General features: G+C 44.2%; 27 protein-coding genes. 14 read left to right on the top strand and 13 right to left on the bottom strand.

Annotated elements, in window-relative coordinates:
- Position 1 precedes the first annotated feature (1 nt).
- The gene (locus QE357_RS05710) at positions 2–229 is read left to right on the top strand and encodes a hypothetical protein (protein WP_106636237.1); all 228 of its coding nucleotides are present in this window, start codon (positions 2–4) and stop codon (positions 227–229) included.
- A gap of 126 nt (positions 230–355) precedes the next feature.
- On the opposite strand, the gene QE357_RS05705 is transcribed toward QE357_RS05710, so the two are convergent.
- The 8 genes from QE357_RS05705 to QE357_RS05670 form a co-directional block, all read right to left on the bottom strand.
- Positions 356–1,726, bottom strand: coding sequence for a dihydroorotase (locus QE357_RS05705; protein ID WP_309706377.1), 1,371 nt, complete (start codon positions 1,724–1,726; stop codon positions 356–358).
- Between the two features lie 27 nt (positions 1,727–1,753).
- On the bottom strand, positions 1,754–4,345 hold the full coding sequence (locus QE357_RS05700) for a DUF3857 domain-containing protein (protein WP_309706376.1): 2,592 nt from the start codon (positions 4,343–4,345) through the stop codon (positions 1,754–1,756).
- A gap of 200 nt (positions 4,346–4,545) precedes the next feature.
- On the bottom strand, positions 4,546–5,520 hold the full coding sequence (gene hemB / locus QE357_RS05695; RefSeq protein WP_106636383.1) for a porphobilinogen synthase: 975 nt from the start codon (positions 5,518–5,520) through the stop codon (positions 4,546–4,548).
- A 94-nt stretch (positions 5,521–5,614) separates the two neighbouring features.
- Complete coding sequence (locus QE357_RS05690; protein ID WP_106636234.1) at positions 5,615–6,091, bottom strand: DUF456 domain-containing protein; 477 nt, start codon at positions 6,089–6,091, stop codon at positions 5,615–5,617.
- 75 nt (positions 6,092–6,166) lie between these two features.
- Positions 6,167–6,946 (bottom strand): ribonuclease III, encoded by a 780-nt coding sequence (rnc, locus tag QE357_RS05685; RefSeq protein WP_232793647.1) that lies wholly within the window; start codon positions 6,944–6,946, stop codon positions 6,167–6,169.
- A 53-nt stretch (positions 6,947–6,999) separates the two neighbouring features.
- The gene (fabF, locus tag QE357_RS05680; protein ID WP_106636233.1) at positions 7,000–8,247 is read right to left on the bottom strand and encodes a beta-ketoacyl-ACP synthase II; all 1,248 of its coding nucleotides are present in this window, start codon (positions 8,245–8,247) and stop codon (positions 7,000–7,002) included.
- Between the two features lie 172 nt (positions 8,248–8,419).
- Positions 8,420–8,656, bottom strand: coding sequence for an acyl carrier protein (locus QE357_RS05675; protein WP_106636232.1), 237 nt, complete (start codon positions 8,654–8,656; stop codon positions 8,420–8,422).
- Positions 8,657–8,888: 232 nt separating this feature from the next.
- Entirely contained in the window at positions 8,889–9,566 is a 678-nt protein-coding gene (locus QE357_RS05670; protein ID WP_106636231.1) for a head GIN domain-containing protein, read from the bottom strand.
- A gap of 214 nt (positions 9,567–9,780) precedes the next feature.
- On the opposite strand from QE357_RS05670, the gene rplS reads away from it, so the two are divergent.
- The 8 genes from rplS (at position 9,781) to QE357_RS05630 (ending at position 17,753) form a co-directional block, all read left to right on the top strand.
- Entirely contained in the window at positions 9,781–10,137 is a 357-nt protein-coding gene (rplS, locus tag QE357_RS05665) for a 50S ribosomal protein L19 (protein WP_106636230.1), read from the top strand.
- 133 nt (positions 10,138–10,270) lie between these two features.
- Positions 10,271–11,098 (top strand): amidohydrolase, encoded by an 828-nt coding sequence (locus tag QE357_RS05660; RefSeq protein ID WP_106636229.1) that lies wholly within the window; start codon positions 10,271–10,273, stop codon positions 11,096–11,098.
- Positions 11,099–11,206: 108 nt separating this feature from the next.
- Entirely contained in the window at positions 11,207–11,995 is a 789-nt protein-coding gene (locus tag QE357_RS05655) for an SDR family oxidoreductase (RefSeq protein WP_309706375.1), read from the top strand.
- 80 nt (positions 11,996–12,075) lie between these two features.
- Positions 12,076–13,431: an L-fucose:H+ symporter permease gene (fucP, locus tag QE357_RS05650; protein ID WP_309706374.1), complete on the top strand. Its 1,356-nt coding sequence runs from the start codon at positions 12,076–12,078 to the stop codon at positions 13,429–13,431.
- A 265-nt stretch (positions 13,432–13,696) separates the two neighbouring features.
- Entirely contained in the window at positions 13,697–15,091 is a 1,395-nt protein-coding gene (gene rseP, locus QE357_RS05645; RefSeq protein WP_307142329.1) for an RIP metalloprotease RseP, read from the top strand.
- Positions 15,092–15,094: 3 nt separating this feature from the next.
- Positions 15,095–15,613: a DUF6702 family protein gene (locus tag QE357_RS05640; protein WP_309706373.1), complete on the top strand. Its 519-nt coding sequence runs from the start codon at positions 15,095–15,097 to the stop codon at positions 15,611–15,613.
- Between the two features lie 129 nt (positions 15,614–15,742).
- A complete protein-coding gene (locus QE357_RS05635) occupies positions 15,743–16,657 on the top strand; it encodes an SGNH/GDSL hydrolase family protein (protein WP_309706372.1) in 915 nt (304 codons plus the stop codon).
- A gap of 4 nt (positions 16,658–16,661) precedes the next feature.
- Positions 16,662–17,753: an acyltransferase gene (locus QE357_RS05630; protein ID WP_309706371.1), complete on the top strand. Its 1,092-nt coding sequence runs from the start codon at positions 16,662–16,664 to the stop codon at positions 17,751–17,753.
- On the opposite strand, the gene QE357_RS05625 is transcribed toward QE357_RS05630, so the two are convergent.
- Both QE357_RS05625 and QE357_RS05620 read right to left on the bottom strand, forming a co-directional pair.
- A complete protein-coding gene (locus QE357_RS05625) occupies positions 17,734–18,969 on the bottom strand; it encodes a S41 family peptidase (protein ID WP_309706370.1) in 1,236 nt (411 codons plus the stop codon). The genes QE357_RS05630 and QE357_RS05625 overlap by 20 nt on opposite strands.
- Positions 18,926–19,231, bottom strand: coding sequence for a hypothetical protein (locus QE357_RS05620; RefSeq protein WP_309706369.1), 306 nt, complete (start codon positions 19,229–19,231; stop codon positions 18,926–18,928). Before QE357_RS05620 ends, QE357_RS05625 begins: the two co-directional genes overlap by 44 nt.
- 204 nt (positions 19,232–19,435) lie before the next feature.
- Here QE357_RS05620 and QE357_RS05615 point away from each other — a divergent pair, with 204 nt between their 5' ends.
- On the top strand, positions 19,436–19,903 hold the full coding sequence (locus tag QE357_RS05615) for a hypothetical protein (RefSeq protein WP_309706368.1): 468 nt from the start codon (positions 19,436–19,438) through the stop codon (positions 19,901–19,903).
- Between the two features lie 215 nt (positions 19,904–20,118).
- Here the strand turns inward: QE357_RS05615 and QE357_RS05610 are convergent, their stop codons facing one another.
- Positions 20,119–21,444 (bottom strand): DUF4876 domain-containing protein, encoded by a 1,326-nt coding sequence (locus QE357_RS05610; protein WP_309706367.1) that lies wholly within the window; start codon positions 21,442–21,444, stop codon positions 20,119–20,121.
- A gap of 53 nt (positions 21,445–21,497) precedes the next feature.
- Between QE357_RS05610 and QE357_RS05605 the strand changes: the two genes are divergently transcribed.
- The 3 genes from QE357_RS05605 to QE357_RS05595 all read left to right on the top strand — a co-directional run bounded on the left by QE357_RS05605 (position 21,498) and on the right by QE357_RS05595 (position 22,614).
- Complete coding sequence (locus QE357_RS05605) at positions 21,498–21,635, top strand: hypothetical protein (protein ID WP_307142324.1); 138 nt, start codon at positions 21,498–21,500, stop codon at positions 21,633–21,635.
- A gap of 31 nt (positions 21,636–21,666) precedes the next feature.
- Positions 21,667–22,095, top strand: a complete 429-nt coding sequence (locus QE357_RS05600; protein ID WP_106636219.1) for a peptidylprolyl isomerase — start codon at positions 21,667–21,669, stop codon at positions 22,093–22,095.
- A gap of 132 nt (positions 22,096–22,227) precedes the next feature.
- Positions 22,228–22,614, top strand: a complete 387-nt coding sequence (locus tag QE357_RS05595; protein WP_106636218.1) for a response regulator — start codon at positions 22,228–22,230, stop codon at positions 22,612–22,614.
- Positions 22,615–22,626: 12 nt separating this feature from the next.
- Here the strand turns inward: QE357_RS05595 and QE357_RS05590 are convergent, their stop codons facing one another.
- Both QE357_RS05590 and QE357_RS05585 read right to left on the bottom strand, forming a co-directional pair.
- Entirely contained in the window at positions 22,627–23,334 is a 708-nt protein-coding gene (locus tag QE357_RS05590; protein ID WP_106636217.1) for an ABC transporter ATP-binding protein, read from the bottom strand.
- A 48-nt stretch (positions 23,335–23,382) separates the two neighbouring features.
- Positions 23,383–25,824, bottom strand: coding sequence for a hypothetical protein (locus tag QE357_RS05585; RefSeq protein ID WP_309706366.1), 2,442 nt, complete (start codon positions 25,822–25,824; stop codon positions 23,383–23,385).
- A 129-nt stretch (positions 25,825–25,953) separates the two neighbouring features.
- Here QE357_RS05585 and QE357_RS05580 point away from each other — a divergent pair, with 129 nt between their 5' ends.
- Entirely contained in the window at positions 25,954–26,532 is a 579-nt protein-coding gene (locus QE357_RS05580) for a hypothetical protein (RefSeq protein ID WP_309706365.1), read from the top strand.
- Positions 26,533–26,538: the final 6 nt, after the last annotated feature.

Genomic DNA, 26,538 nt, shown 5'->3' with positions numbered 1-26,538 from the left:
CATGTCTATTACCTTATTAGAATATATTAAGATCATTCTCCAGAAAGTCAGTTTCGACGCAAAGTTATTTGAAAAAGAGCTCCGCAAAGCCTTACGCCAACTTGTTCCGGCTCAGGTGAAAGAACTCAAACTGTGGTGTTATTCACTGTTTGGAAAAATATACTACCGTATTTTACGCCGATGCTTCGCTACGGTTCGTTTCCGTCGCCTGAAGCTCGCTCAAGAATAGTTTGTGATGATTTTAGGGATGCCAAAATCCTCACCGGAATTCCGGTGAGGATTTTTGTTACCTGGATAACGTATTTATATTCAGGATATTGAATAATATCATTCTTCACTTTTCTTTTTGAAAGGATTACAGAGCCGCAAAGGTCATACGCTCCCCCTGTTTGCTTTCGTAGAAGTTTCCATCTGCATAGGCTAAGTGACCGGATACAATGGTATGCGTTATAGCCGAACGCAGGGTATATCCCTCCAGCGGAGACCAGCCACACTGAAAATGCAGGCTATCTTTCGTAACCAGATTCGGACGATCCAGATCTACCAGCACCAGATCCGCCCAATACCCTTCCCGAATGTACCCCCGTTTATCAATTCGGAAACAATCAGCCACCGCGTGTGCCATTTTCTGGGCGATTTTTTCCAGGGAAATTTTTCCGTCCTTGTAGAATTCCAGCATCATCAATAAAGGGTGCTGAACGAGCGGTAAACCCGAGGGAGCCTGCCAGTAAGATTGCTGCTTTTCCTCCCAGGTATGCGGAGCGTGATCCGTCGCAATGACGTCGATGCGGTCGTCCAGCAGAGCCTGTAATAAACGTTGTTTGTGACCATCCGCTTTGACGGCGGGGTTACATTTAATCTGGTTACCCAGTCGCTCGTAGTCGCGGGCATCGAACCAGAGGTGATGCACGCAAACTTCTGAAGTTATACGCTTCTGGTTCTTCCGTTCGTTACTTGTAGCGTCGGTGTAGCCGTAGTAACCTTTCTCAAAAAGCTCCGTTTCCTCCCCCGTTGTCAGGTGAAGAATGTGCAGGCGAGTATTGTATTTTTTGGCTAACTCAACTGCCATCGAGCTCGACTTATAGCAAGCCTCTTCGTTCCTGATTTCAGGATGTACCCGAGCCGGAGCGTCGTCGCCGTATTTTTCTTTGTAAGCGGCTACATTCGCTCGAATCGTAGCTTCATCTTCGCAGTGCGTAGCGATCAGGTAAGGGGCATTGGCAAATAACTTCTCCAGAACGGGACGACTATCCACGAGCATGTTACCCGTAGAAGAACCCATGAAGATCTTCAGTCCACATACCTGAGTAGGGTCCGTTTTCATGACTTCCTCGTAATTATCATTGGAAGCTCCCATGAAGAAGGAATAATTCGCCAGTGACGTAGCCTTCGCGATAGCGTATTTATCGGCTAGTAATTCCTGCGTAAGGGCATTCGGAACAGTATTGGGCATTTCCATAAAGCTCGTTACGCCACCCGAAACTGCCGCTCTGGCTTCCGAACGAATGGTAGCTTTGTGGGTTAATCCAGGTTCACGAAAGTGCACCTGATCGTCGATAACTCCCGGAAGAAGGTATTTTCCCTGGGCATCAATGACCTGATCTGCCGAGAGCCCAGACAAACCCGAGCCGATTTTTTCAATAAAACCGTCTTTGATAAAAACATCCGCTTCCCGGATTTGGCCCTCATTGACGAGTCGAGTATTAAGAAGAAGAATGGAGTTCAATGCAAAATGTATTTAAGTAGTAGAGTGCTACAAATTTACATCGCTTCCTTCCTGCTCCAGCGAGTTCTTTACATTTTCTAACGAAGGTATATACTGATAGGGAAAAACAAATGTCCGTTTGACCCGCGTTGACCGTAAGAAATAAGGGATCCATACGGCAGTGATAAGGATGGCTCTTAAAAGATCATTGTAGCTTTCTTTACCATTAGTAGTTGCTGGCATCAAAAACTCTGTGATCATCACATCAAAACAGCAAAGAAGCAGATTACTACCATAAAGAATGATAATGTAATGAGGAAGCGTATTTCTCCGTTGAAAAAATTGAATCAGACACAGAATAGTCCACTCCAAAAGGAAAACATTAGCGATTTGCTCCAGTAATATAGTCAGTTTTAAAATTCCCGAATTAGGTAAAACGTCCATCGCTGCCCAGATTTCAGGAGTAACGATACCGCATATAGTAATGATAAGTAAAAGTGGACTTATTATTAACGACAGCATTGGTAAAACCAGCCAACCCCCAATTTTTTCCGGAGAATTGATTCGGTATTCGTCAATTGGAAGTGAACGGGAACGGTGTAGGCGAATTAATCTAACAGCTAAAGCAATACCAAGAAGAATCAGTAACCCGATATAATATTTTGCCCTGCTACCAAGATCAGACTGACCTAATTCAGGATACCAGGTAAACTCGTAACCGCTTACATTAACTAAATCATTTCGATCTTTAACGTACTCGTTTAATTTTCCTGCTTCGATAAAATCTTTTTTAGCAGTATATTTAAAAGACATGGTAAATATAGACCCCAAGCTTTTATAACTTCCTTCGTAATGAAGCTGATAAGCATCTCTATTAAGTGTCAAATGAGATGGTTCAAGGCTCCATTCTTCCGGAAAATGTACTTTCACTACATAATCCATCTGATTGGGATAGTTCCAGGCAAAGGGGTTTTTACGGGGTTTATCAGGCATTTCATAAAAAACATTTCGAATCTGATCCGCTATAACCGAAGTCGTAAATAAGCGTTCCGAAGAATCTGCCAGTTTCCAGACTTTCTCCAGAACATATTCTTCATAAACCGTAATTTTATTTTCAGTTTTATGTTCATCAAAACGCAGGGAATCTTTCATTTCTATGGATACGCCCTGATACATATTCTGATAATAATCCCTATAGTCTTTCTCTAGCTCATTCATACTTTTTTGGGCAAGATTCGCTCGCATTTGGTCGGCTGCCCGGCCCCAATAAGTAGATTTTACGAATAAACGACCTTTACTATTCCTTGAACCAAGGTAATAGTCTTCCTCGACAGTAACATTTCCCCCGGGTACAATTGGAGTGGTCTGAAGCGATTTTTCGCCTGTCTTAATAACGAGAACTTTACCGTAATCAGGGATATAATTAGCTTTAATCGAGCCTTTCTGATGAGAAATTGTCGGGTCAATCCAGTATACTTCCTCACCAATTTTAGCCCAGACAATAACGTGATTAAAGACCCCTGGAGAAGGTAAATACTGATTCAGGTTTTTTCCATAATAAGTATCTACATCCACAATAGCTGCTTCTATCCCAGCACTTCGCAGTAAGGTTACCAGCAATAATGATTTGTCTTTACAATCTCCTAATCTCTTCCGAAATACTTCAGACGGAACATGAGGACGGTGCGAATATTCTCCAATCTCAATACCCGTATACCGAATCTCGTTCTGAATAAAACGCGTGGCCAATTCCAGCAAATAAACTGAATTACCTGATGACTGAGCTTTCCAGCTTTCTACTTTTTTCAACAACTCAGCAGGTAACTGACCCATTGAGGGTAGAATGCTTAGCTCCCAGTTTACCACATCTTCCCAAGACTTATACTCCGTGATCTGCCAAAAGGGTAGATTGTTATACCAACTCGGCGTATTTTTTTCATTTTCCAGCACAGCAGGTTTATCCAGATTCCAGCTATACGAGACCTGACCTCCTTTTATTTCTTTATGAGCTGCCGGAGCATTATTAAATCGCTTGAACTGGAGGTCACGTTTAGAGGAATGTATCAGACTTTTAAAAATCTGCCCAAAGGGGGAATAAGTATAGAAATACATTTCATTAAAGTAACGATCTCCAAAGATCGGATTGCGTCCTTTTAGGCTATAAGAAATAATTATTTCGTCCCCTTTTCGTATATCATTTAGGGTAAGACTGGCCGTATAAGTACCTCGGTAAATAAACTGATCCCGCTGAGATTCTTCCTGAATTAATTTAAACGCTTTTAGATCCAGACGGTCTTGTAATTCACTACCTCTTTTTACTTTTATTTCATGGAAAATTAAACTTTCATAAGAGGGGTTAACTTCAATGGAAACTTCTGATCCATTTTGTACACCTTCTTCTGAAAGAATAGCTCTAATTTCCTGATAATAAGTTGTTTTTTCTTCAACCTGCGTTTGTGTTTCCCAAAGCTTGATATAATATCCATATTGAACCTGCCGAAGATTCACCTGCTGATTACTTTTGGGTAAAGGCAAAATCCAAGTAGGTTTTACAGATTTCTTTAATTGAGGAACAGTAGCAAAAACACTTTCTGAAAGAGAAATCAGACAGATAACGAGGAGAAGTAAAGAAACACGCATAGAGCCAGAACAATGAGTACTTGTTCAGAATTATTCAGAATACAATGGATACGTATGTAAAGTTAATTCTTTTCATTAAACCCCTTTATAAAATTTATGTATTCAACTTTAGTATGATTTTATACACTTTGATTATTGATAAATAAAAAAGACCGCACGTAAAGATTACGTGCGGTCTTTTTTATTTATCAATAGGTATTTTATCGACTTAGCTCAGCAAATTCTTTCGCAAAATACGTAAGAATAATTTTAGCTCCGGCTCTTTTGATGGAGGTAAGCGTTTCCAGCATTACCCGGTCGCCATCAATCCAGCCTTTCTGAGCGGCGGCTTTAATCATGGAGTATTCACCGGAAATATTATAGGCCGCAATCGGTAAAGCGAAGTTATCGTTCAGCATTTTGATGATGTCGAGGTATAACATGGCAGGCTTTACCATGAGGTAATCGGCACCTTCCGCAAAATCCAGCTCAGCCTCAATCAACGCTTCCTTAATGTTCGCCGGATTCATCTGATACGTTTTCTTATCCCCGAACTTCGGAGCGGACTCCAGAGCATCGCGGAAAGGGCTGTATAAAGCTGAAGCATACTTAGCCGTGTACGACATAATAGCTACTTTAGTAAAGCCCGCGTCATCCAGCTTTTCCCGCAGGTAACCTACCCGACCATCCATCATGTCCGAGGGGCCCAGAATATCTGCACCCGCCTGGGCCTGGGCGATACCCATTTTGCCCAGGTATTCCAGCGTTTCATCGTTGAGAATTTCTCCATTTTCAACGTAACCGTCGTGACCATCAGAGCTGTAAGGGTCCATAGCTACGTCGGTCATAACCACTACCTCAGGATATTTACTCTTGACGGCATGAATGGCTTCGAGGTACATACTGCCTTCCCGCCAGCTCTCGCTTGCCGTTTTATCTTTTTTGGACTCATCCAGTCCGGGAAACAGGTCAAAAGCTTTAATTCCCAAATCCTGGCAGCGACCAATTTCGTCCAGCAGGTTATCCAGCGAATGCCGATATACTCCCGGCATGGAGGCTACTTCTCGCTTTACGTTTGTTCCTTCTACCACGAAAACGGGTAGAATTAAATCATTTACTGAAACCGTAGTTTCTTCCACTAAAGCCCGCACGGCTGCACTGGTTCTCAACCGACGAGGGCGACGTAATATATGCATGGCTATGAAATGTAAGCGTGAAAACTTCCACAAAGGTACGGTAGCTTGCCTTTGGTCATGATAGAAAATTTGAATTCGTTGGAAGGCTAATTCTTTACTTCCAAATGCCCGCGATGGCATAACCAATCATTACCAGACAGAGTAGTACTTTCATGAATATCCCTGCCATGAAGCCCAGAAAAGAACCAAAAGCCGCTCGCATGGCTCGGCCAGAGGCCATCCCGCCGAAGATTTCTCCCACGAAAGCTCCTACAAAGGCTCCTACGAAAATCCCACCGGGAATGGGTAAGATTAATCCAACCAGCAAGCCGATAGTCGTGCCCCAGGCTCCCCGGGTTGTTCCGCCAAATTTCTTTACTCCCCAAATAGGTACGAGGTAATCCAGCACTGCAACGATGGCTGTAAAGACTCCTAAAACAACCAGAGTGGTCGTGGAGAACGTAACCCGACCGGACCAGTGCAATAATAATAAACCCAGATAGCTTAACGGTGGGCCGGGTAAAGGCAAGACGGCTCCGGCTAATCCGACCAGCAAAGCAATGATCCCGAGGATCACTAACAAGATTTCCATAGGTGATAGAGGTGCTGAGATTTCATATAAAAAAAGCTGCCTAACTCAGGCAGCTTTGCTAAAAATCAATACCAATTAACTCACCGGTTTGGCCAGATTGAGTTTCTCAACCGCTTTTTCAGAAGCCGATTGCTCAGCCTTTTTCTTGTTAAAGCCCGTTCCGGTGGCGAAAACTTCGTTATCTACGACTAGCTCCGCGATAAACTCTTTATGACGGGCCGAACCTTTTTCGGTAACGTCAAACCGAAGCTCACGTCCTTCGCGTTGAGCCCATTCGATGATCTGGGACTTGTAGTTAATGTTTGTCTCAACGACTTTATCCAGATCAAAATAACTGGATAACAAACGCTTGAGGATAAACTTCTTGGTGAAAGGAAATCCCTTATCCAGATAAATGGCTCCAACAAAGGCTTCCAGTGCATCGCCATACATAGACGTGCGAGCCAGTACCGTCCGTCGATTGGGGTCGTATTCCACCAAGGTATCAAGCCCCAGCTTGCGAGCCACCAAGTTCAGTGACTCCCGGTTTACGATTCGTGAGCGAATTTCCGTCAGAAAACCTTCGTCTTTGTAGGGATATTTTTTGAAAAGATACTCAGCCACAACCATGCCCAGCACGGCGTCACCCAAGTATTCCAGTCGCTCATTGGATAGTCTCAGATCCTTACCCGCCACGGCTTTGCTAGCCGAGGTATGCATAAAGGCGAGCCGATATAGCTCCACATTAGACGGTCGGGTTCCAATAAGCGTAGCTACCGCCTGCTTCAGCTTTTTCTCCTTGTCGGATTTAGATCTGAAAAGTTGGGTCAGTGGGTCAAAGACCGTTGAAACAAGCAGCGGTAACGGTAGCAGCACAGGATCAAAATTTATGAGAAGAGCCGTATGCCAAAAGCCTACGGCTCTCCCGACTATATTTTCTTAAATACAACGCAAGTGTTGTGTCCACCAAAGCCAAACGTATTGCTAATCGCAACGTCTACTTTACGAGCTTGTGCCTTATTGAACGTGAGGTTCAAGTTAGGATTAATTTCCGGATCATCCTCAAAATGGTTGATCGTTGGAGGCACAAGCTGGTTTTTGATGGCCAAAATAGCCGCTACGGCTTCAATCGCAGCAGCACCTCCCAATAGGTGGCCCGTCATCGACTTCGTTGAGCTGATATTCAGCTTCGATGCATGCTCGCCAAACAGACGCTCAATGGCTTTTAGTTCCTGAGGATCACCAATCGGCGTTGACGTACCATGGGTGTTGATATAATCCACCGCTTCCAGAGGCAATTCTGCATCTTCCAGAGCCAGTTTCATACACATATAAGCCCCGCGTCCTTCGGGATGAGGAGCCGTAATGTGGTAAGCGTCCGAAGACATGCCACCACCCATAATTTCGCAATAAATTTTAGCTCCACGGGCTTTAGCATGCTCGTATTCTTCCAGAATAAGAGCCGCCCCACCTTCGCCTAATACGAAACCCTCACGGCCTTTATCGTAAGGACGGGAAGCTGTTTTAGGATCGTCATTCCGTTCCGAAAGTGCCTTCAGAGCGTTAAATCCACCTACACCCGCCTGCGTAACGGCGGCTTCCGAACCCCCTGATACGCAAATATCCATTTTACCCAAACGGATATAATTAAACGCGTCAATCAGGGCATTTCCTGAAGAAGCACAGGCAGAAACAGTAACGTAAGTAGGGCCACGGAACCCATGACGAATGGAAATCAGACCCGCTGAGCTATCAGCGATCATTTTAGGAATAAAGAACGGATTGAAGCGGGGAGATCCATCGCCACCGCCAAAGTTCAGCACTTCTTCTTCAAACGTTTTTAATCCACCAATACCAGCACCCCAGATCACACCAATGCGGTCCAGGTCTACTTGTTCTTTATCGAAAGCCGCATCTTTGATGGCTTCATCAGCGGTAACCACTGCATACTGGGTAAACCAGTCCATCTTACGGGCTTCCTGGCGAGGAATGTGTGCCTGTACGTCAAAGTTTTTAACCTCACAGGCAAACTTTGTACGGAAACGGGTGGCATCGAATCGAGTAATCGTATCGGCACCGCTGACCCCGTTAATCAGGCCATCCCAGTATTCCTCTACCGTATTTCCTATGGGGGTAAGAGCTCCTAGTCCAGTGACAACAACTCGCTTTAATTGCATAGTTTAAAGTTTTTGGTAATCAGGTCAGGTTGTTTTTACCTGTTTACGACGGGTACATAGAACCTACAAGTAAACAAGAAAAAACCTGAGCCACAAAATCAAAAAAATGTGCTAATCCGAAAAGGGACATAAATATGCCCTTTTTCAAATTAGCACCGCAGATAGATGTTACTTACTTGGCGTGTTCTTCAAGATAGGTAACAGCCTGACCGACCGTAGTGATCGTTTCAGCCTGATCATCGGGAATAGACACATTGAATTCTTTTTCAAATTCCATGATGAGTTCCACGGTATCGAGCGAGTCAGCTCCAAGATCGTTCGTGAAGCTAGCCTCTGGAGTAACTTCAGATTCTTCTACGCCCAATTTGTCAACGATAATCTGCTTGACTTTAGCTGCGATTTCTGACATTGTGTTTGAGTGATTTGGTTCAAAAAACGTCGCAAAGAAACTGACTTGATGTCAGATTGTCAAACATAATTTTTTCGACAAAGCTTTATTCTCCAATGTTCGATCAGGAAAAACCACACTTAAATCATTTTTAAGGGGCTTATTCACCTCATTCTTAAGGACAATCTAATTCTTTACCTCCTCAAACTTTGGTTGAATGCAACTTTTGGAATATTGTTTAAAATTTGAAAAATTATTCATTTCTCACCGAACTAGCCCCTGATGTATTGGCATTTACGCTCGGATTTCCCCGGTAACGCACCCGACTGGCCCCGCTGGCTTCGGCTGATAATTTTTCTTTTACGTAAAGGCGAGCATTACTGGCTCCCGACACATCGATAGTAGCCTGGCTCACTTCGAGCCCTTCCGCTTTAAAAGACGAAGCTCCTGATATATTTCCCTGAAATTTTTGAGTGTTGCCCGTCAGGGTTACATTCGAGGCTCCAGATACATCTACATCCAACGTTTTGGCTTTCACTTCAATGCTGGCCTGAGAGGCTCCGGAAATATCGACACTCATTTGGTTTTCGGCTCCAAAACCCGTTATGGATGAACGCGACGCACCACTAAAACTTACGCCTTTCAAAGCCGGCATGGTAATGTGCACCTCCACCCGTTTCCGATTGGAGTAACGGTCAGAATCGTTATACCGAATGCGTAATTTCCCATTGCTTACTTTCGCCTCCAGATCATTAATGTCACTTTCCTGCCCTTCTACTTCTACCTTGAATTTACCGGGATGTACATCGATAATGAAGGCAGAACCTAAATCCAGTTGGTCGAAATTACTAACATTAAAGGTTTTGCTGGCCTGAGCAGAGGCTCCAAGGCTGCTAATCAGGATAAGTCCGGTTAAAAGGTTCTTTTTCATTATTGAAAAGGTTTGATAAATGTTCGTTACAAAACTCAAGGATGATACTTTGGAAAAAACTGTTGCACAGGTGATTAAATAAAGTAAAACTCTTGCAGTCCCAGAAAATTACCGTATTTTTGCGGCTCATTTCGGCAACCGCTCGACCTGTGGGATTCGATGTTGCCGATCTATCAATGAGTTAGACCATTTTAACAAAACTCTTACAGAGGTCATGAGTGATCTGATCAAACTGGTTGAAGCTGACAATTCAGCTCGCCGGAACGACATCCCCGATTTCAAATCTGGTGATACCCTTAATGTTCACGTTAAAATTCGTGAAGGTAACAAAGAGCGTATTCAGGTTTTCACCGGTACGGTGATCCAACGCAAAAACTCAGGTACAAACGGTGAAACGTTTACCGTTCGTAAAGTATCTAACGGCGTTGGTGTAGAGCGGATTTTCCCTGTTCTTTCTCCTAACATCGACAAAATCGAAGTAGTACGTCACGGTTTAGTTCGTCGTTCACGTATCTACTATCTGCGTGGCAAACAAGGTAAAGCTGCGAAGATCAAGGAAAAGAAGAAATAAGAACCTTCTTACGGGTTTTCATAAAGGCTGTCTCTTTCGGGACGGCCTTTGTTTTTTCTAATTTATCAGTTTTTGATTGTACTTTTACCTTAAATCATATTGCTTTACCCCACTATTCAGCTAATTTCTACGGATGAAAATTGATTCGCATCAGCATTTCTGGGTGTTTGATCCTGTACGCGACGCCTGGATTACTTCCGACATGGAGCCCATTCGCCGGAATTTTTTACCGAATGATTTGCAGCCCGTTCTTCAACAAAATAACATCGATGGATGTGTGGCCGTACAAGCGAGTCAGTCTGAAATTGAGACGGATTTCTTAATTCAGTTGGCCGAGCAAAATGACTTCATTAAAGGAGTAGTCGGCTGGGTAGATCTTCGTTCTGAACTCGTGAGCGAACGCCTGGAATACTTCAGGCAATTTCCCAAATTAAAAGGATTCCGTCATATTGTTCAGGGGGAGCCGGATGATCTCTTTCTGCTTCGTACGGAATTCATGGACGGAATCAGAGCTCTGGAAACGTACGGATATACCTACGACATTCTCATCTATCCTAAGCACTTACCTACCGCCCGCGAGTTTGTTACCCGTTTACCCCATCAGCTTTTTGTGGTCGACCATTTGGCAAAACCTTACGTGAAAGCGGGTGAAATTGAAAAATGGGCGGCAGATATTCAAAGCCTGGCTAAACGCGAAAACGTCTGCTGTAAAGTATCGGGTCTGGTAACGGAAGCCGACTGGGAGCAATGGACTCCCGAACAGTTACGGCCCTATCTGGACGTAGTTTTTGAAGCATTCGGTCCCGAGCGGGTTATGTTTGGCTCCGACTGGCCCGTGTGCCTGGTGGCTTCTTCTTACGAACGCTGGGTGCAGGTATTACAGGAGTATACCGGCTCTTTATCCAGCTACGAACAGGAGAAGTTCTGGGGCGGTAATGCTAAAGATTTTTATAGTTTATAAGGTTATCATTCTATGCTTTTGATCTTCTTTAGGAAAGAAATTGAGGTTTAATGAAATTTTGACCGGAGATTTGACGTACTCAACTAGCAAGATCAAAAGCATTCTCTAATGAATCTAAACCTTTCCAATAAAGTCATTATCGTTACGGGCGGTGCCAAAGGCATTGGCGAAGGCATTAGTAAAGTATTAGCCTCTGAGGGGGCCATTCCCGTGATTGTAGGGCGTAGTGAGACTGATAATCTGAAAGCCGTCGCCGAAATTGAAGCCGCTGGCGGACAGGCTTTTCAGGTGCCTGCTGAATTAACACAACCTTCCGAATGCGAAAAAGCCGTTCAGCAAACGCTAGATAGATTCGCAAGAATTGACGGACTGGTTAATAATGCCGGGGTTAATGATGGCGTAGGACTGGAAAATGGCTCCTACGAAGACTTCGTTGCCTCACTTCATAAAAACGTCATTCATTATTTCCTGATGGCCAAACACGCCCTCCCTGCCTTGAAAGAATCCAAGGGAGCTATTGTTAACATTGGCTCCAAAACGGCAGAAACGGGTCAGGGTGGTACTTCGGCTTATGCCGCTGCCAATGGCGGTCGGAATGCCTTAACCCGCGAATGGGCCGTGGAGTTACTAAAATACAGCATCCGGGTAAATGCCGTCATTGTGGCGGAAAGCTGGACGCCCCTTTACGAACGCTGGATTAACGGCTTGCCTAACCCCGAAGAAAAGCTGAAAGAAATTACCCGTACCATTCCCTTCGAGCAACGCATGACGACTACCGAAGAATTAGGGAATACTGTCGCGTTTCTGCTTTCGGAAAAATCTAGCCATACGACGGGACAGCTTATTCACGTCGATGGTGGTTATGTTCACCTGGACAGAGCTCTGGCTAATGCCTAATATTCAGATGAATTCGATTCATCTATTTCATTTAGCTCAACCCTATTAATCATTTTATACCTCCTCTAATCCTAATTTTCATGGCACTTGGACCTTCGTCTGAAAAAGTAACTATTAAAAATGGCTCTGCTTCCGGCAGTTATTTGATACCTCTGGCTCTCGTTACGAGCTTGTTTTTTTTATGGGGTCTGGCCAATTCACTCAATGGCACACTGATCAAACAATTTCAAATTGCCCTGGACTTAAGCCGATTTCAGGCCGGTATTGTTGACTTTGCTTTTTATCTCGGTTACTTTTTCATGGCTCTGCCCGCAGGTTACGTCATGCGAAAGTTCGGTTATAAAAAGGGAATTCTTCTGGGCCTGATTTTATACGCCGCCGGAGCTTTCCTGTTTTATCCTGCGGCCAGTGCCCGCGTGTACGTTTTCTTCCTTTTCGCCCTGTTCATGATTGCGAGCGGCATTGCATTTCTGGAGACAGCGGCTAACCTCTACGTAACTGTTCTGGGAGATCCTGAAACTTCCGAATGGCGGCTTAATTTCTCGCAATCTTTCAATGGCATTAGTCTCATTATTGGTCCCATCATTGGTGCTCTCTTTATTTTTTCCCAAACGGAATACACCCCGGAAATGCTGGCTAAGCTACCCGCAGCCGAAGCAGAGGCAATTCGGGTGCAGGAAGCTCTTTCCGTACAGGGACCTTACCTGGCCATTGGGTCCATTGTGGCTCTCGTGGCTTTGGTTTTTGCCGTAGTGAAAATGCCGGAAGTAGGAGCTGAAGAAGAAAAGTCAGCCGGAAAAATTTCCATTACGCATTTATTCCGTCACAAACATCTGGTATATGGTATCATTGCCCAGTTTGCCAATGTGGGAGCTCAAACCGTTTTGTGGGGGTACTTCGTAGACTTTAAAATTGATTTTTCCCGGGAAAAACACTGGGTACTGGCGGAAGGATGGATGAAAATCGTTAGTAGCATCAGCGGACTGGATCCTTCTTCACTTTCCTATACTCAAATTGCCGGTTTTCACGCGTCCTTTGCTCTGGTTTTATTCATGCTGGGCCGTTTCGTAGGCACTTCCCTCATGGCTCGCATGCCTGCTCAACGCGTGCTGGCGATTTACTCCGCCGCTGCGGTAGCATTTGTGGCCATTGCTGCCCTCTCTGGTGGTCTGGTTGCGGTTATCTGCCTGAGCTTTACCTATTTCTGTCAGTCTATTATGTTCCCAACCATCTTTGCACTGGCAACTAAAAACCTGGGTGTAGAGGCGAAGATGGCTTCATCACTGATCATTATGAGTATCGTAGGCGGTGCCGTTTTACCGCTGGTCGCTGGCTTACTTTTCCCTTCTGGAGCAGCAGCAGCCTTGCTGGTACCCTTTGTTTGTTTTGCTTATGTAGTATTCTTTGCCGTAAAAGGATATCGTGCCGATTATTAATCGTAATAGATACATCTCCATTCCAAGAAGCCAGACTAACCCTCTGGCTTCTTTTGCTCAATACCTTTCCTTATCTCTAAATTTTTCTTAAAGAGAATCCTTTCCCCCTATCTTTGTGTTATCTCAATAGTTTACTGTCTTCAGTTTACCGATTATTTAGAAGAATATACAGGTACGGTTCGTTGTTAACCTAGTGATTCATGAACGGATCATTGAAAACAGAAAACCGTACACTGACAACTCAAAAAAACGCAAAACAAATCGAATGAGTGGATGGATTATGGCAGGGCAATTATTGCTTGGCCTTTCAATACTGGTAGGATTACACGAGTTTGGACACTTCTTCTTTGCCAAGCTCTTCAAAATTAGAGTTAATAAATTCTACATCTTTTTCGACTTCCTTTTCCCGCTTCCCAACGTCGGAAACTTTGCTCTCTGGAAAAAGAAAATTGGTGATACCGAATACGGTATTGGCTGGTTTCCTCTGGGCGGTTACGTGCAGATTGAGGGCATGGTGGACGAAACGCAGGATGCAACCCAGCTTTCTTCGGAGCCGAAACCCTGGGAATTCCGGGCTAAACCCGCCTGGCAACGTTTGTTGGTAATGCTGGGTGGTATTATTGTGAATATCATTACGGGGATCATCATTTTCTCGGCCCTTTCCTACCAGAATGGGTACAACTATATTCCCGTTTCAGAGGTAAATAAAAACGGGATTGTGGCTGGTGAATTAGCCCGCGAAATTGGCCTTCGTACGGGTGATAAAATCCTGAAAGTGAACGGTCAGCCCGTTAAAGATTTCCGGCAGGATGTAGTGGGCCAGGTATTGCTGGAATCCAATAGCACCTATACAATCGACCGCAATGGTCAGGAGTTAACCATCCCTGTTCGTAATGATCTGGCTGGTTTACTGGCTCGCGATAACAACCCCGAACGCTTCCTGAGCACCTTTGCTACGCTTGATGACGTAGCCCGTGTAGCCGAACCCGAAAAACCCGGTCTTTTTGCTCGCATTCTGGGTAAAAAAGAACAGAGCTTCCCAGCTTTCGAAGCAGGGTTTAAGGAGGGTGATAAAATTCTCTCCATTAACGGCACACCCATCAAGTATTACCACGAATTTTCGGACGCTCTGGCGGCTAATAAAGGTAAAGTAGTGGACGTCGTGGTTAACCGAAAAGGTAAAACTCAAACGCTGAAGCCCAAAGTTACCCCCGAAGGAAAGCTGTTATTATACCTGAACCGCACTCCTTTGCAGAAACCTGCTCACGAAGACTACAACTTCGGTCAGTCCGTGGCAGCAGGTACGTATGATGCCTTTGATGTAGTAGCAAAAAATGTAAAAGGCTTTGGTAAAATCTTTAAAGGTGAAGTAGCCGCCAGCGACGCCATTAGCGGTCCGGTGGGTATTAGTAAACTTTACGGAGAAATCTGGGACTGGAATCACTTCTGGACGGTAACGGGTTTGCTTTCCATGGCTCTGGCCTTCATGAATGCTTTACCCATTCCGGCTCTTGACGGGGGCCATGTTATCTTCCTGTTGTATGAAATGATTTTCCGCCGGGCTCCTTCCGAGAAATTCCTCGAACGTGCTCAGCAAATCGGTACCATCCTGCTGTTAGGGTTAATGGTATTTGCTGTCGGAAATGACCTGTTTAAGTAATAGATGATGGTGAGTAAGCTAAACCGTTGGCTGATTTATTCCCTGCTGGTCATTGGGTTTTCGGGAATTACCGCTTTTGATTCGGGCAAGCATGATTTTCATAATAGCCTGACTGAAATGCGTTATAATCCGAAAAACAAAGCTTTTGAAGTAGAGATCAAGCTCTTTACCGACGATCTGGAAACGGCTTTGAATCGGGGTAATAAAGGTCCAAAAATTCGTATTCTGGATAAAGATGCGAACGACAAGTTAGTTGAAGCCTACGTTCGGAAACATTACAAGTTTACCAACGCAGCGGGAGTTATCAAACCTTATCAGTACGTTGGCAAGCAGAATGAAATGGATGCCACCTGGGTATTCATCGAAATGCCCTTCAGCGATCCAATCAAAGGTTGTAAGCTTCAGCAATCGGCCTTAACCGACGTTTTCGATGATCAGCAGAACATCGTTAATCTGAATTTTAACGGCGATAAGAAGTATTTTCTATTCAATGAGAAAGTGCCTGTTCGGGTAATTGAGTAAAATACGGATTAAATAAAAAAACTCCCTCTAATGTTAGCTCATTGAAGGGAGTTTTTTATTTTTAATTTAGTGTCCGCTTATCAGTTACTGTTCTATAACTTTCTGATATTCAATCAAAATTCTTACGATATGCAATCGATTTTGAAGATTATCTTTCTATACCTAAGTATCATAACTCTAGCCCTTGCATTAAGTGAATGCAAAAATAAGGAAGATGTTTTTGTTGATCAGACTATTTTAACACCAACTTTATCTCTAGGCTCAGGACTAGTGCCCTATAAAACCACTGTACATTTTCAGTCCAATCAGACGAATGCCATTCTAGAATATTCATTAGATAATGGAAAAAGCTGGCAAACGGGAGATAGTGTGCAATTGGAAAGTTCCGTGAATATTCAGGTACGCAATAGAATTGATAAAAATGTATCTACAACAGCTACCAATAGTTACACACTCAATTTTGAAAAAGTACTTATCATTGGCAATAGCATTACTCGCCATAGTCCAGCTCCAGAAATAGGCTGGAAAGGCGATTGGGGAATGGCTGCTTCTGCTGCTGATAAAGATTATGTTTCTTTAGTAAAAAAGTATCTGTCTAGTAGGAATTCAACTACCCAGTTTCTAGTGACTAATAAAGGAAGTTCTTTCGAAGTTAATTATGGTGATAATTTTGATTGGAGTTTATTTAATAATGAATTAGCTTTCAAACCTGATTTAATAATTGTAAGGATTGGTGATAATGTCGAAGATAAAAAAGTAAATGAACGCCAATTTGAGGTTCATTTCGAGAAGTTAATAGCTTACCTGACCAATTTTGATTTTCAGGGAAAGGTAATTTGCACAGGAAGTTTTTGGGAACGATGGGAAGCAAGCTCCGCCATAGAAAGGGTTTGTAAGCGGAAAGGGTACTCCTACATAGAGCTAACTTCCCTAAACACCCAGAAAAATACGGCCTATAATCAATTTATAAACCAAGCCGTTTCTTCTCATCCTTCAGATCGGGGTATGGAAGAAATTTATAAACGATTAACCCCCTACTTTTAACCCTATGAATCAAACCTATACCTTCAAAAAAACTCAAAATAATTTCGATTTTATTCGATTCATCGCGGCGGTAGGTGTACTCTTTTCTCATAGTTACGACTTACAGAAAAAAGATTCTCTTGAACCTCTACGAAATCTAACTGCCAACCATCTATCCTTTAGCTTTTATGGTGTACGGATTTTCTTTATCATCAGCGGATTCCTGATCCTCAAAAGTGCTCTCAATAGTAGCTCCTTTGTCAATTATCTTACCAAAAGAGCATTAAGGATCTTTCCCGGATTGTGTATAGCTCTTCTAATTTCTGTTTTTCTTTTCGGTTTATCCGTAACGCGACTACCTATTTTAGATTATCTTACTCAGCCACAAACCTATGCGTATCTGTTAAATCTTTCATTGTATCATTCCCAACAGGGATTACCCGGAGTTTTTGATACAGTGAATAATAGTCCCATTGTCAATGGATCGCTCTGGACGTTAGTATATGAATTTACCTTTTATTTATTACTCTATTTCGCCTTACGTTTAAAATTACTTAGAACCTCTTTTGTTTTGCTTATTACTTTTTGTCTATTGATAGTACTTGATCTAAAACTTCAGAATACAGATATAATTAATAATTACTATCCTAGCCTAAATATGTCTCCCGGTCCTTTCATAGAATTTTCTATATACTTTATGGCGGGTATGCTATTTCAGTATTACCAGGACAGATTTCCTATAACCAAAAATCTCGGTTCTACTGCTGTAGCTTTATTTATAGCTAGCAACCTTTTTTTAGACTTTCCTTATAGCCGAGTAATAAATTATTTGTTACTCCCTTATGTAGTTTTTTATCTATCCTTCATCAAGGGATCTCTGAATAATTTCGGCAAATATGGCGACTTCTCTTACGGTATTTATATTTATTCCTTTCCTCTACAGCAAATCTTACTACAATTATTACCAGAAATTTCAGTTGCTTTATTTGCTTTTTTATCTCTAATAGTTGTTAGTCCTTTTGCCTATTTCTCTTGGTTTATAGTTGAAAAACCCATGATTAGGTTAAAAAGTAGAAAAACTATTATATACGAGAATCCTATTTCTTTACCAGTGTAGTCTTCTGGATCAGCTCATAGACTTTCTCCAGATCTGGATCAAGGTTACCCATGAAATCCATCGAAGTGAAAGCGACCGGGTAATCGGGCATTACGCCCCGACCTTGGTTAGTATCTGTTACCGCAGTTAGAGCCTTAAAAAGTGGGATCCGAATACGAACCTGACTTTCGGGTAAGGTCATGTAAGGAATGGCCCAGGCCGTACAGCCGTTACGCCCCCCGCCTGTTTCTCGTCCAATTACCACGGCCCGTTTCCAGAATTGAAGATTGGCAGTGGTTATAGAAGAAGCGGAGAATGAGCCTCCATTGGTAAGGATGTATAAGTCGCCGTGAAAACCGTGTTTTTTCTTAGGCTTTTGCACTCTCGTGGCACTGCGAATGACGAGCCGCCCATCGTCCATTTTTTTGCAAATTACCTTCATCAGGATCATTCGGGCAACCCGCTCATTGGTGTAACGATTGTACTCTTTTTTAATAGGTAAACTTTCTACGGATCGGTAAGCCTGAAACGGCTCCTGCATCAGATACCGCATCAGCAAGTTACTGGCGGCTACTTTGCCTCCTCCATTGTTGCGTAAATCGAGAACCAGATGCTGAATGTGATTCCGCTCAATTTCACGGAATAACTTCCGGTATAGTTTGCGGTAATTACCCATACTAAACGTGTTCAGGTCCAGCAAGGCCAGACTGGAATCGCGTTTGGAAATAGATAATGTGGCATTCTTGCTGCCGTATATTCGAATCATGGCAGGCTCAGGAGGCCGCACCTGCCCCGTAACGGGCGTGGTGGGTGTGAGTGGAATGTTCGCAGGTCTAACCTTTTTCTCGTTTTTCTTTAACGCTACGAAATAACTTTTCTCCTGCTTCAGCGAGTCCAGAATAGTCACCTCATATTTATCTTTTTCACCGTACCAGTAGCGGTAATACATCGGGAAATTGTTAAGAATAGTCGTATTCTTAAACGTTTGGTTATATCCATCCGAAATCACGATTTTCCGCAACGAGTGGTAGGTATCTAATGCCGGACGGCCTTCGATTTTCACGATTTCTTTGCCTTTATAAAGCTCCGGCTGATTACTCATATTCGAGGAGATAAAAATTCGGTTGTCTACCTCGAAAACACTCAGGGGAAAGTCGTTTGGCGTATGGTGCTTCCGCCAGCGTTCGAAGCCTTTAGAACCCCGAACGGTATGTATGACCGCAGTGTACCATTTCAATCAGCGGATCCAGCAGTCGACGAAAATCTGCCTCCGTCATGGGTTGCGTGATGGCTTGAGCGGTAGCGTCAAAAGCCGAATCCAGTTGGGCTTTTGGGGTATACCAATACAAACCCGGATGTCCCGACTCGAGTCCTTTCCGCATAATCTTCAGGTCTTTTTGAAGTTGACTTACTTCGAAAGTTCGTTGCGGAGTATAGGCTCTTTGGGAACAGGCTGAAATGCTGAGCAGAATAAGAAATAGCCAGAAGATATTTTTCATACACCCTAATAATACTTCAGAAAACCGTAGGTATGATTTAGTAACGTTCCCTGATTCAACTATTGTATTTTCCTGGTAGACAAGGTAACAGGAAGTCCCCAATATTGAATAAATTCCTTTTGAATTTACAAAAAGTAACCCATTTTCAGCAATATAATTCCGGGCTTTTGTTAATTTTATTAAAGTCACTTTCAGCAACGCACTATGGCCAATGCATCGCTTCGCTTACTAACGGCTCTTCGCCGGACAGCTCAGAAACTTCAGCAGGGTTCTCCTTATATGTGGGGACACATGGGTTGCTGCAATTGCGGTAACCTCGCTCAGGAATTAACTCAGTTAACCAAAGCGGATATTCACGAATTTGCATTACAGGGCCGGGGAGACTGGCGGGAACAAATAGAAGAATATTGCCCTACCAGCGGGTTACCCATGGATTTGCTAATTGCAGATTTATTAAATCATGGCTTAACCACCTCTGATCTCCAACACCTGGAACGGCTCTCTGACCCTAAAATTAAAGCCCTGATTCCTCTGGAACGGAGAAATCAGATGCGGCATAACGTTCGGGAAGATGTTGTTTTATATATGAAAACCTGGGCTTCTTTGCTCGAAGAAGAGTTGCTCAGCAACGTTCAGCTTCCTGAGTTACTTCCTGTTGCTGAGGAGGTTTGATAAAGTTTAAGTGGGTTTGAAATTTCGTAGTCACTCGGCTGGAGCCGAGCGACTGCGAATGGGGTTCTCCGAACGCAACAAGAGACCTTGGGTAGAATGCGACGGGGCTAGTTTAGTCAAGTTACCGCATGACCCAACCAACTCGAAAAAGGTCATAAGCTTCTTCGCTTCGCTCTGAATGACAGACACTGATGATCAATATAAAATGGACTTACTTACTGAAACCCACGAGGCTGGGCTCTTTCGAAGTAACCAAAATCAGTTTGTGAATTTGCGGTAGTAGCCAATATTCGCCGGGTATTGATGGTTTTCACCGTTTTTCGAATAATGGATTGTGAAGAATACGCTCCGCCGGGAACGTACTTATAAGAAGCATCCAGGCGGACGGGTACCTTTCGGGGATACGTTTGGGTTGACGAAGGCTGTAGCTCCACGCCATCAATCAGATAAGTAGTAGGAATCTGGAAATTGTAGAGTGTATTAACCGTAATCGTCTGAACCGTAGGCAGTGGTATTCGGGGCCACTCCAGAAGGTTTTGGGGAGCTTTGAAAATCACCACCGCATCCAGCCCCTGCGGAGCCATTTCCAAATCGCTGGCATTGGCATTGATGATAGTAACATTAGGAACGGCTGGATTATCCACGTCAGAAGGACGAATACCCCGGTAAAATTCAAAATTTGCCTGACTCAGATCTACCGTCAGGCCTGCGGTTTTGGTGGGGATCATTTTCCCGTCCCGACCCACATAACCCGTTTTATGATTTTGAGCATTTTGAGCAATAATGATACTTTCTCCGGGCTTGACGGGATACTGACTACCATTTCCCGGAATCATCACTAACGTATGAGCGTAGACATAATCGGTATTAGCCTTATCTCTCAAAGCAGCTGGGATATTCAAGGATTTACTCCAGTCATACTGCCCGGTTTCGGCTACCAGAAACTCAGACAAAATACTCCGGCTTCGCACCCCTTGCAATAAGCCCACACACAAACTGTCAGCGTATAATTCGGCGTTCGAGTTATTATAAATTTCAATGAACTGGTCCCGAATTCCAGCTCCATTCAGGGTGTCTGACCCCGCGTAATAGACTTGCTTAATAACCCAGTTCCCCATCGGATTTACTTTCAGCGTAAGCCTTGTCGGAATCGTGTTACTGGCGGTAAAATTTACGTTTATCAACGAATCTATCAGCACCACGTCCTGATCAACGGGAATGCCCGTATAACTTGAATATTCCTGCATTTGAACAAGTCGCCGGGCAATGACCGAATACACCCCGCCTACTACTCCCGGAAAGGTGACTCTCCCCGAAGCATCCGTTGTGGCCATCCACTGCTGTCCGGCATTCCGGTCCTGAAGTAATACCTGCGTATTTACCGGAGATAGGCCCGCATTTTTCAGACTTTCTTCCAGTTCGATCTGAATTTGCACGTCCGTAGCGTCCAAAGCCGGGTCCAAGGTTAATTTACAGGAGGTTAGGAAGGCACCCAGGCCCAGAATCAACAGGCTTAATAAGGCGTATTTTCTGATTTTCATGGAAGGCGGTTCATACTTTCTACGGTCCTCAAAAGTAATCACAAAAGGCCGGAATGAAAATTTACCTCTACCTTTGCCCCGTTCCTCTAGCCTGGACAGCGTTATGGTTACCCTGGCTGGAAAAGCTTTTTTATAGAAAAGAAAACAACAACAGGCTTGAACTGGGCATGATTATGCACATCTTCGGCTGATTTTTTTATACAAACTCTAATTACTAGTCTCATGGCAGCTCAATCTGGCGACAAGGTTCGCGTTCACTACACAGGTAAACTCACCAGCGGTGTTGTTTTCGATTCTTCTGAAGGTCGCGACCCCCTTGAATTCACGCTGGGTAGCGGTATGGTTATCGCCGGTTTCGATTCAGGTATCACCGGAATGCAGGTGGGCGAAAAGAAAACCGTTCACATTCCTGTGGCTGAAGCCTATGGCCCTTCTGATGATAATCTGGTTTTTGAGTTTAACCGCAGTGACCTTCCCAAAGACATTCCTTTTGAAGTAGGTATGCAACTCAATATGCACGCAGATGGCGAAGGTCAGGTTGTTCCTGTAACCGTAACCAGCGTTGCTGATGATAAAATTTCAGTAGATGCCAACCACCCTTTGGCTGGGCAGGATCTGGTTTTTGAAATTGAATTAGTAGGGATTAACTAATTCCTATCTCAGTTCTGGAACAGAAAATAGCGGAAAATAAAAGCTTCCGCTATTTTTTTGTTTCAGGCCTTCTCTTCCTTCCGCGTTTTTCGTAAATTAGTAGGCCCTTTTTTTGCCCCCTAAGTAAAGTCTATGAAACAACGCGTTTTTTTGGCGGACGACGATGAAGATGACCGTTTCTTCGCAACCCAGGGTATAAACCCTGACGCAGACTGCGAGCTTACGCTTTTTACGAATGGCGAAGATTTGATTCATCACCTGGAAAAACTTCCCACTAGCGAGCAACCCACTCTGATTTTTCTGGATTTGAATATGCCTCGGATGAATGGCTTTGAAACCCTGGCGATTCTTAAAGAAAAATGGAAACATATTCCAGCCATTATCTTAACCACTTCTGACCATGAGCGGGATCGGGAAAAGGCGGCTCGCCTGGGGGCTGATGATTTCCTCACCAAACCTGACAATTTTAATCGGCTGAATGAAGTATTAACTTCTATTAGTTCCTGCTGGAAAGCCTGATTGGTCAAGCAACTATAATAAATCCGGTTTACGCACATCTTTATTGATTAAATCACTTTCAATAATTCCGTCGCGAAGTCGGATGATTCGATGCGAATACAGAGCAATGTCTTCTTCGTGAGTAACCATCACGATGGTGTTCCCCTTGGAGTATAACTGGTCGAACAGATCCATAATCTCGTAACTGGTCTTGGTATCAAGGTTTCCCGTGGGCTCATCAGCCAACAAAATCGAAGGATCATTTACCAAAGCCCGAGCCACCGCTACGCGTTGACGCTGTCCACCCGAAAGTTCATTCGGGCGGTGATGAGCCCGGTTTTCCAGCCCTACTCCTTTCAGCGTTAACATGGCTTTCTCAATACGATCGGCTTTGGAATAACCCGCGTAAATCAGCGGTAAAGCCACGTTTTCGAGGGCCGTTTGACGAGGCAATAAGTTGAAGGTCTGGAAAACAAAGCCAATTTCCTTATTGCGAATTTCAGCCAGTTGATTCTCTCCCATCCGACTTACATCGTGACCATTCAATACGTAAGTTCCTGAAGTTGGCGTGTCCAGGCAACCTACAATGTTCATCAGCGTACTTTTCCCTGAGCCCGACGGCCCCATAAAGGCCACGTATTCCCCTTTCTGAATAGAAATGGTAATATCTTTTAACGCCTCGACCACTTCGGTCCCCATGACGTAGCGTTTCTGTATGTGTGTGGTTTCAATGATGTTCATAAACCCAAGTCCAGTTATCGGCTTACCCGATTGGATAAACTTACTGACTCATTGAAAGTCTTGCTGACGTTTTTCGATTAAAGCTCGTTTTTGCTGATAGACGGGCAAGAAACTTTCGTATTGTTCCGGAAAATCATTTTGCAGTATTTTCAGTTTGTCTTCGGCGTACAGGGTCAGGCTTAATTCCAGGCTTTGCAAAATGTACAACTTCAGAATTTCGGGCGAATCCTGACGATAGTTCAAGGCGTTGTACAAAGCATTATACGCTTTCTGCGGCTCTTTTCGCTGATTGGCTTCGGTGGTGTAGCGTTCCAGCACTTTAATGTTAAGCGGATTACGCATCAATTCTTCCGAACCATCGCCCGTCCAACGGGTGGGCGGAGCCTGTTCGTTTGCTACTTCGCGATTCAAAAAGGCCGCCAGCGGCTTCCGCCAACGGTCACCGGAAGCGGCGGTATCGGCCATCGCTCGAGCAGATAGGATGTCCAGTCCCTCCAGTTTATTGCCGTCATAATACGAAACCAGGGCATGCAGATACTGTAAATCGTCGAAATAAGCTGCATTACCTTCTTTCTCAGATAAAGTACGTAACGCTGAACCTGTCACGGGGGGCGTTTTTCCGGCTTTAATATCCGATAAAGTAGCGTTTGATACTAAAGCGAACTGAGCGAGAGTCAACACCGAATCCGCCCCGATACTAATCTTGGTTTCGGACGATTTTCCATTCAATAACTCAACGGCTTTCTGGTTTACCTGCACCGAAACGTAATCCGAAGCCTGTTCACTGGCTAATTTTTCAGCCGCTGGCAGGTCTCCTTTACGCAGATACAAAGCCATCAGATTTGTCGCAGGTACTCCTGATTGTCTGGTTAATTCAATGGCTTTTGCGTAATAATACTGAGCAGAATCCAGACCGTTCGCCTTAGCGTGTAAGTACGCCAGATTGGACATTAATTCACCATTGTTGGGAAACCGTTTCTGTCCATCCCGAGCGGTAAAGAAGGCATCAAACGCCAGTTCTTCATTTGTCAAACTTCGGGTTAACCCGGCATAGGCATAAGGCGATGGATTTTTAGCCACAGCCTGACGGAAGAAACCCGCAGCTGAAGCAAAATCGCCCTGAATCCAGGCCAGGGAAGCCAGTCCGTAATTAGATTTATGGTTTTGAAAATCAAAACCCGCCCCCTGTTGATAGAAGGTTTCGGCCAGGCGATAATCCTGCCTGGCTGCAGCCAGGTCGCCCTGAGCGTTATAATAACCAGCCACTCCTTGCTGAAAGACATAATAATTGTTGTAATACATCAACACCACGCACAGAATGACGGAAAGTCCGCGAGCATGGAAACTGGCAATGTAAGCGGGTTTGAACAGCACAATATGCACGGGTTTCCCTTCACGCATCTGCGGCCCGAAGTTGAGCAATACGTAAAAGAAGAACAGAACGCCGCCCGTCAAATGGGCATAGTTAATTCCCTGAGAAAGGGATTCAATCGCGGAATCATTTGCCGTGCTATTTACGTAGGCCAGAACGGATACGGCAATGGTTACTAACCCCAGATATAAACTGGCTCCCTGCGGCTGAAAAGACCAGTAACTGGCTCGTTGGTCGTCTCTTTTCTTTTGTCCCCACAATCCCAGAATGATAGAAATCGCAAAAACCACGAAGGGATTCAGGTATAACAAATCCCAATCGATTCGGCGGCTGGCATGCAAGTCTGTTAAGAGCAAGTTACCCAGGTAAAATAGACTCAAGACGGTAAAACTAGGCAGGCTGTTTCGTTCCGACTGATTGGTAGCCAGCCAGGTTAACCCAATCATGATTTCAAAAGAAACCCAGAAAGCTACCAGAATAACCAGCACCATTCCGGCAGGGTAACCGTAGGCCAGAAGATCAGCGGGCGTTGCTTTTCCAACCGTACAAAGCAAGGCCACGCTGACCACAATTAATGCTTTAAAAACAATAAATCGAATGAGTAAACCTGCGTCCCATTTAAAGGCTTGAAAGTAAAAGCTAACGCCCACAAAGACGGTAACCAGGATTATAGTAGCCAGTCGGTCGGTGCGGCCCAGAATGGCATCTATTTGTAAGGAACTGGTTAGCAGAATAAAAGCCGTCATGGCTCCGAAATACCAGAGCCGGGGTAAGGCCGACGTTGCCATTAAGGTGATAGCCACACCCACTAAAGCCAGAATGAGACAAACCCAATCGGTCAGAGGATGGTTTACTGACATGGGGGAAGCCACAAACTGCTCGGTCAGGGCATAAGCCGTCGCCTGAATCTGGAATTTTGAACCATTGGCCTCAAATTGATCCAACCCAAAAGGCATTTCTCCCAGCTCACTCAGCACGTCCCAGTGAATAACCGAGTCAACGCCCTGATAGGCAAAAAAAGCCCATGCTATTAAACCAACTACGAATCCGAACAATCCAATGTAAAAAAGCCTCTGGTAAGGTCGAGGCCATGCACTCCAAAAAATAGCTGCCTGCATGCAAGTAGGGGTAACCGTTTCCGGTGGTAATAAAATTATTCGTAATTAAAACGACACAAAGAACGTTTCTATTGACTATTAGCCCTTCGGTTGACGTACTTTGTTTTTATAATTTCCTCCCGTTCATTCATGTTTTTAACTAAATCCCTCCCCCGCCTGTTCAGTTCCAGTGGTTTTTTACTGGTGGTTCTCTGCTTCTTCTTCAACTTCATGACCATCAGTTGCAACCACGAACCCGTAGCCACGATCACGGGCTGGAGTTTGGTAAAGGGCGGAAAGCCACAAGCCGTCGTGCCCAAATGGGCGGAGGGATTAAGTAACGAGGATATCAAAGAATTGGGTCAAAACGGAAATGCGGCCCTTACCCAATCCCGCCGGATTCCGATGCAACCCGCCGCCGCTGCCGTGGTGTTATTGTGTGTATTAGGCATTGGCATGAGCTGGGCTCCCGAAAAAATCACTCTGTATGGTAACAGTATTGCTTCTGGCTTAAGCATTATTCTGCTGGTCATGTTGCGTTACTTTTTGTCAGATTTTGATACTATCCTAAATACGGCTACGGTAGACCTTAACCCTTTGTCGAAGGAAGATTTACAGTTTATTCGCCTCTTTTCCATTGACTGGAACTGGCCCTACTGGCTGGCTTTAGGTATCCTTCTTGTGATTTTTGGCAATACAGGTTACCAGCTTTTACGAAAACGCTCCTAGTTTTGT

This window comes from Siphonobacter sp. SORGH_AS_0500 (assembly GCF_031453245.1).
Taxonomy (GTDB): domain Bacteria; phylum Bacteroidota; class Bacteroidia; order Cytophagales; family Spirosomataceae; genus Siphonobacter.
This window is presented reverse-complemented; position numbering and strand designations above follow the sequence as displayed.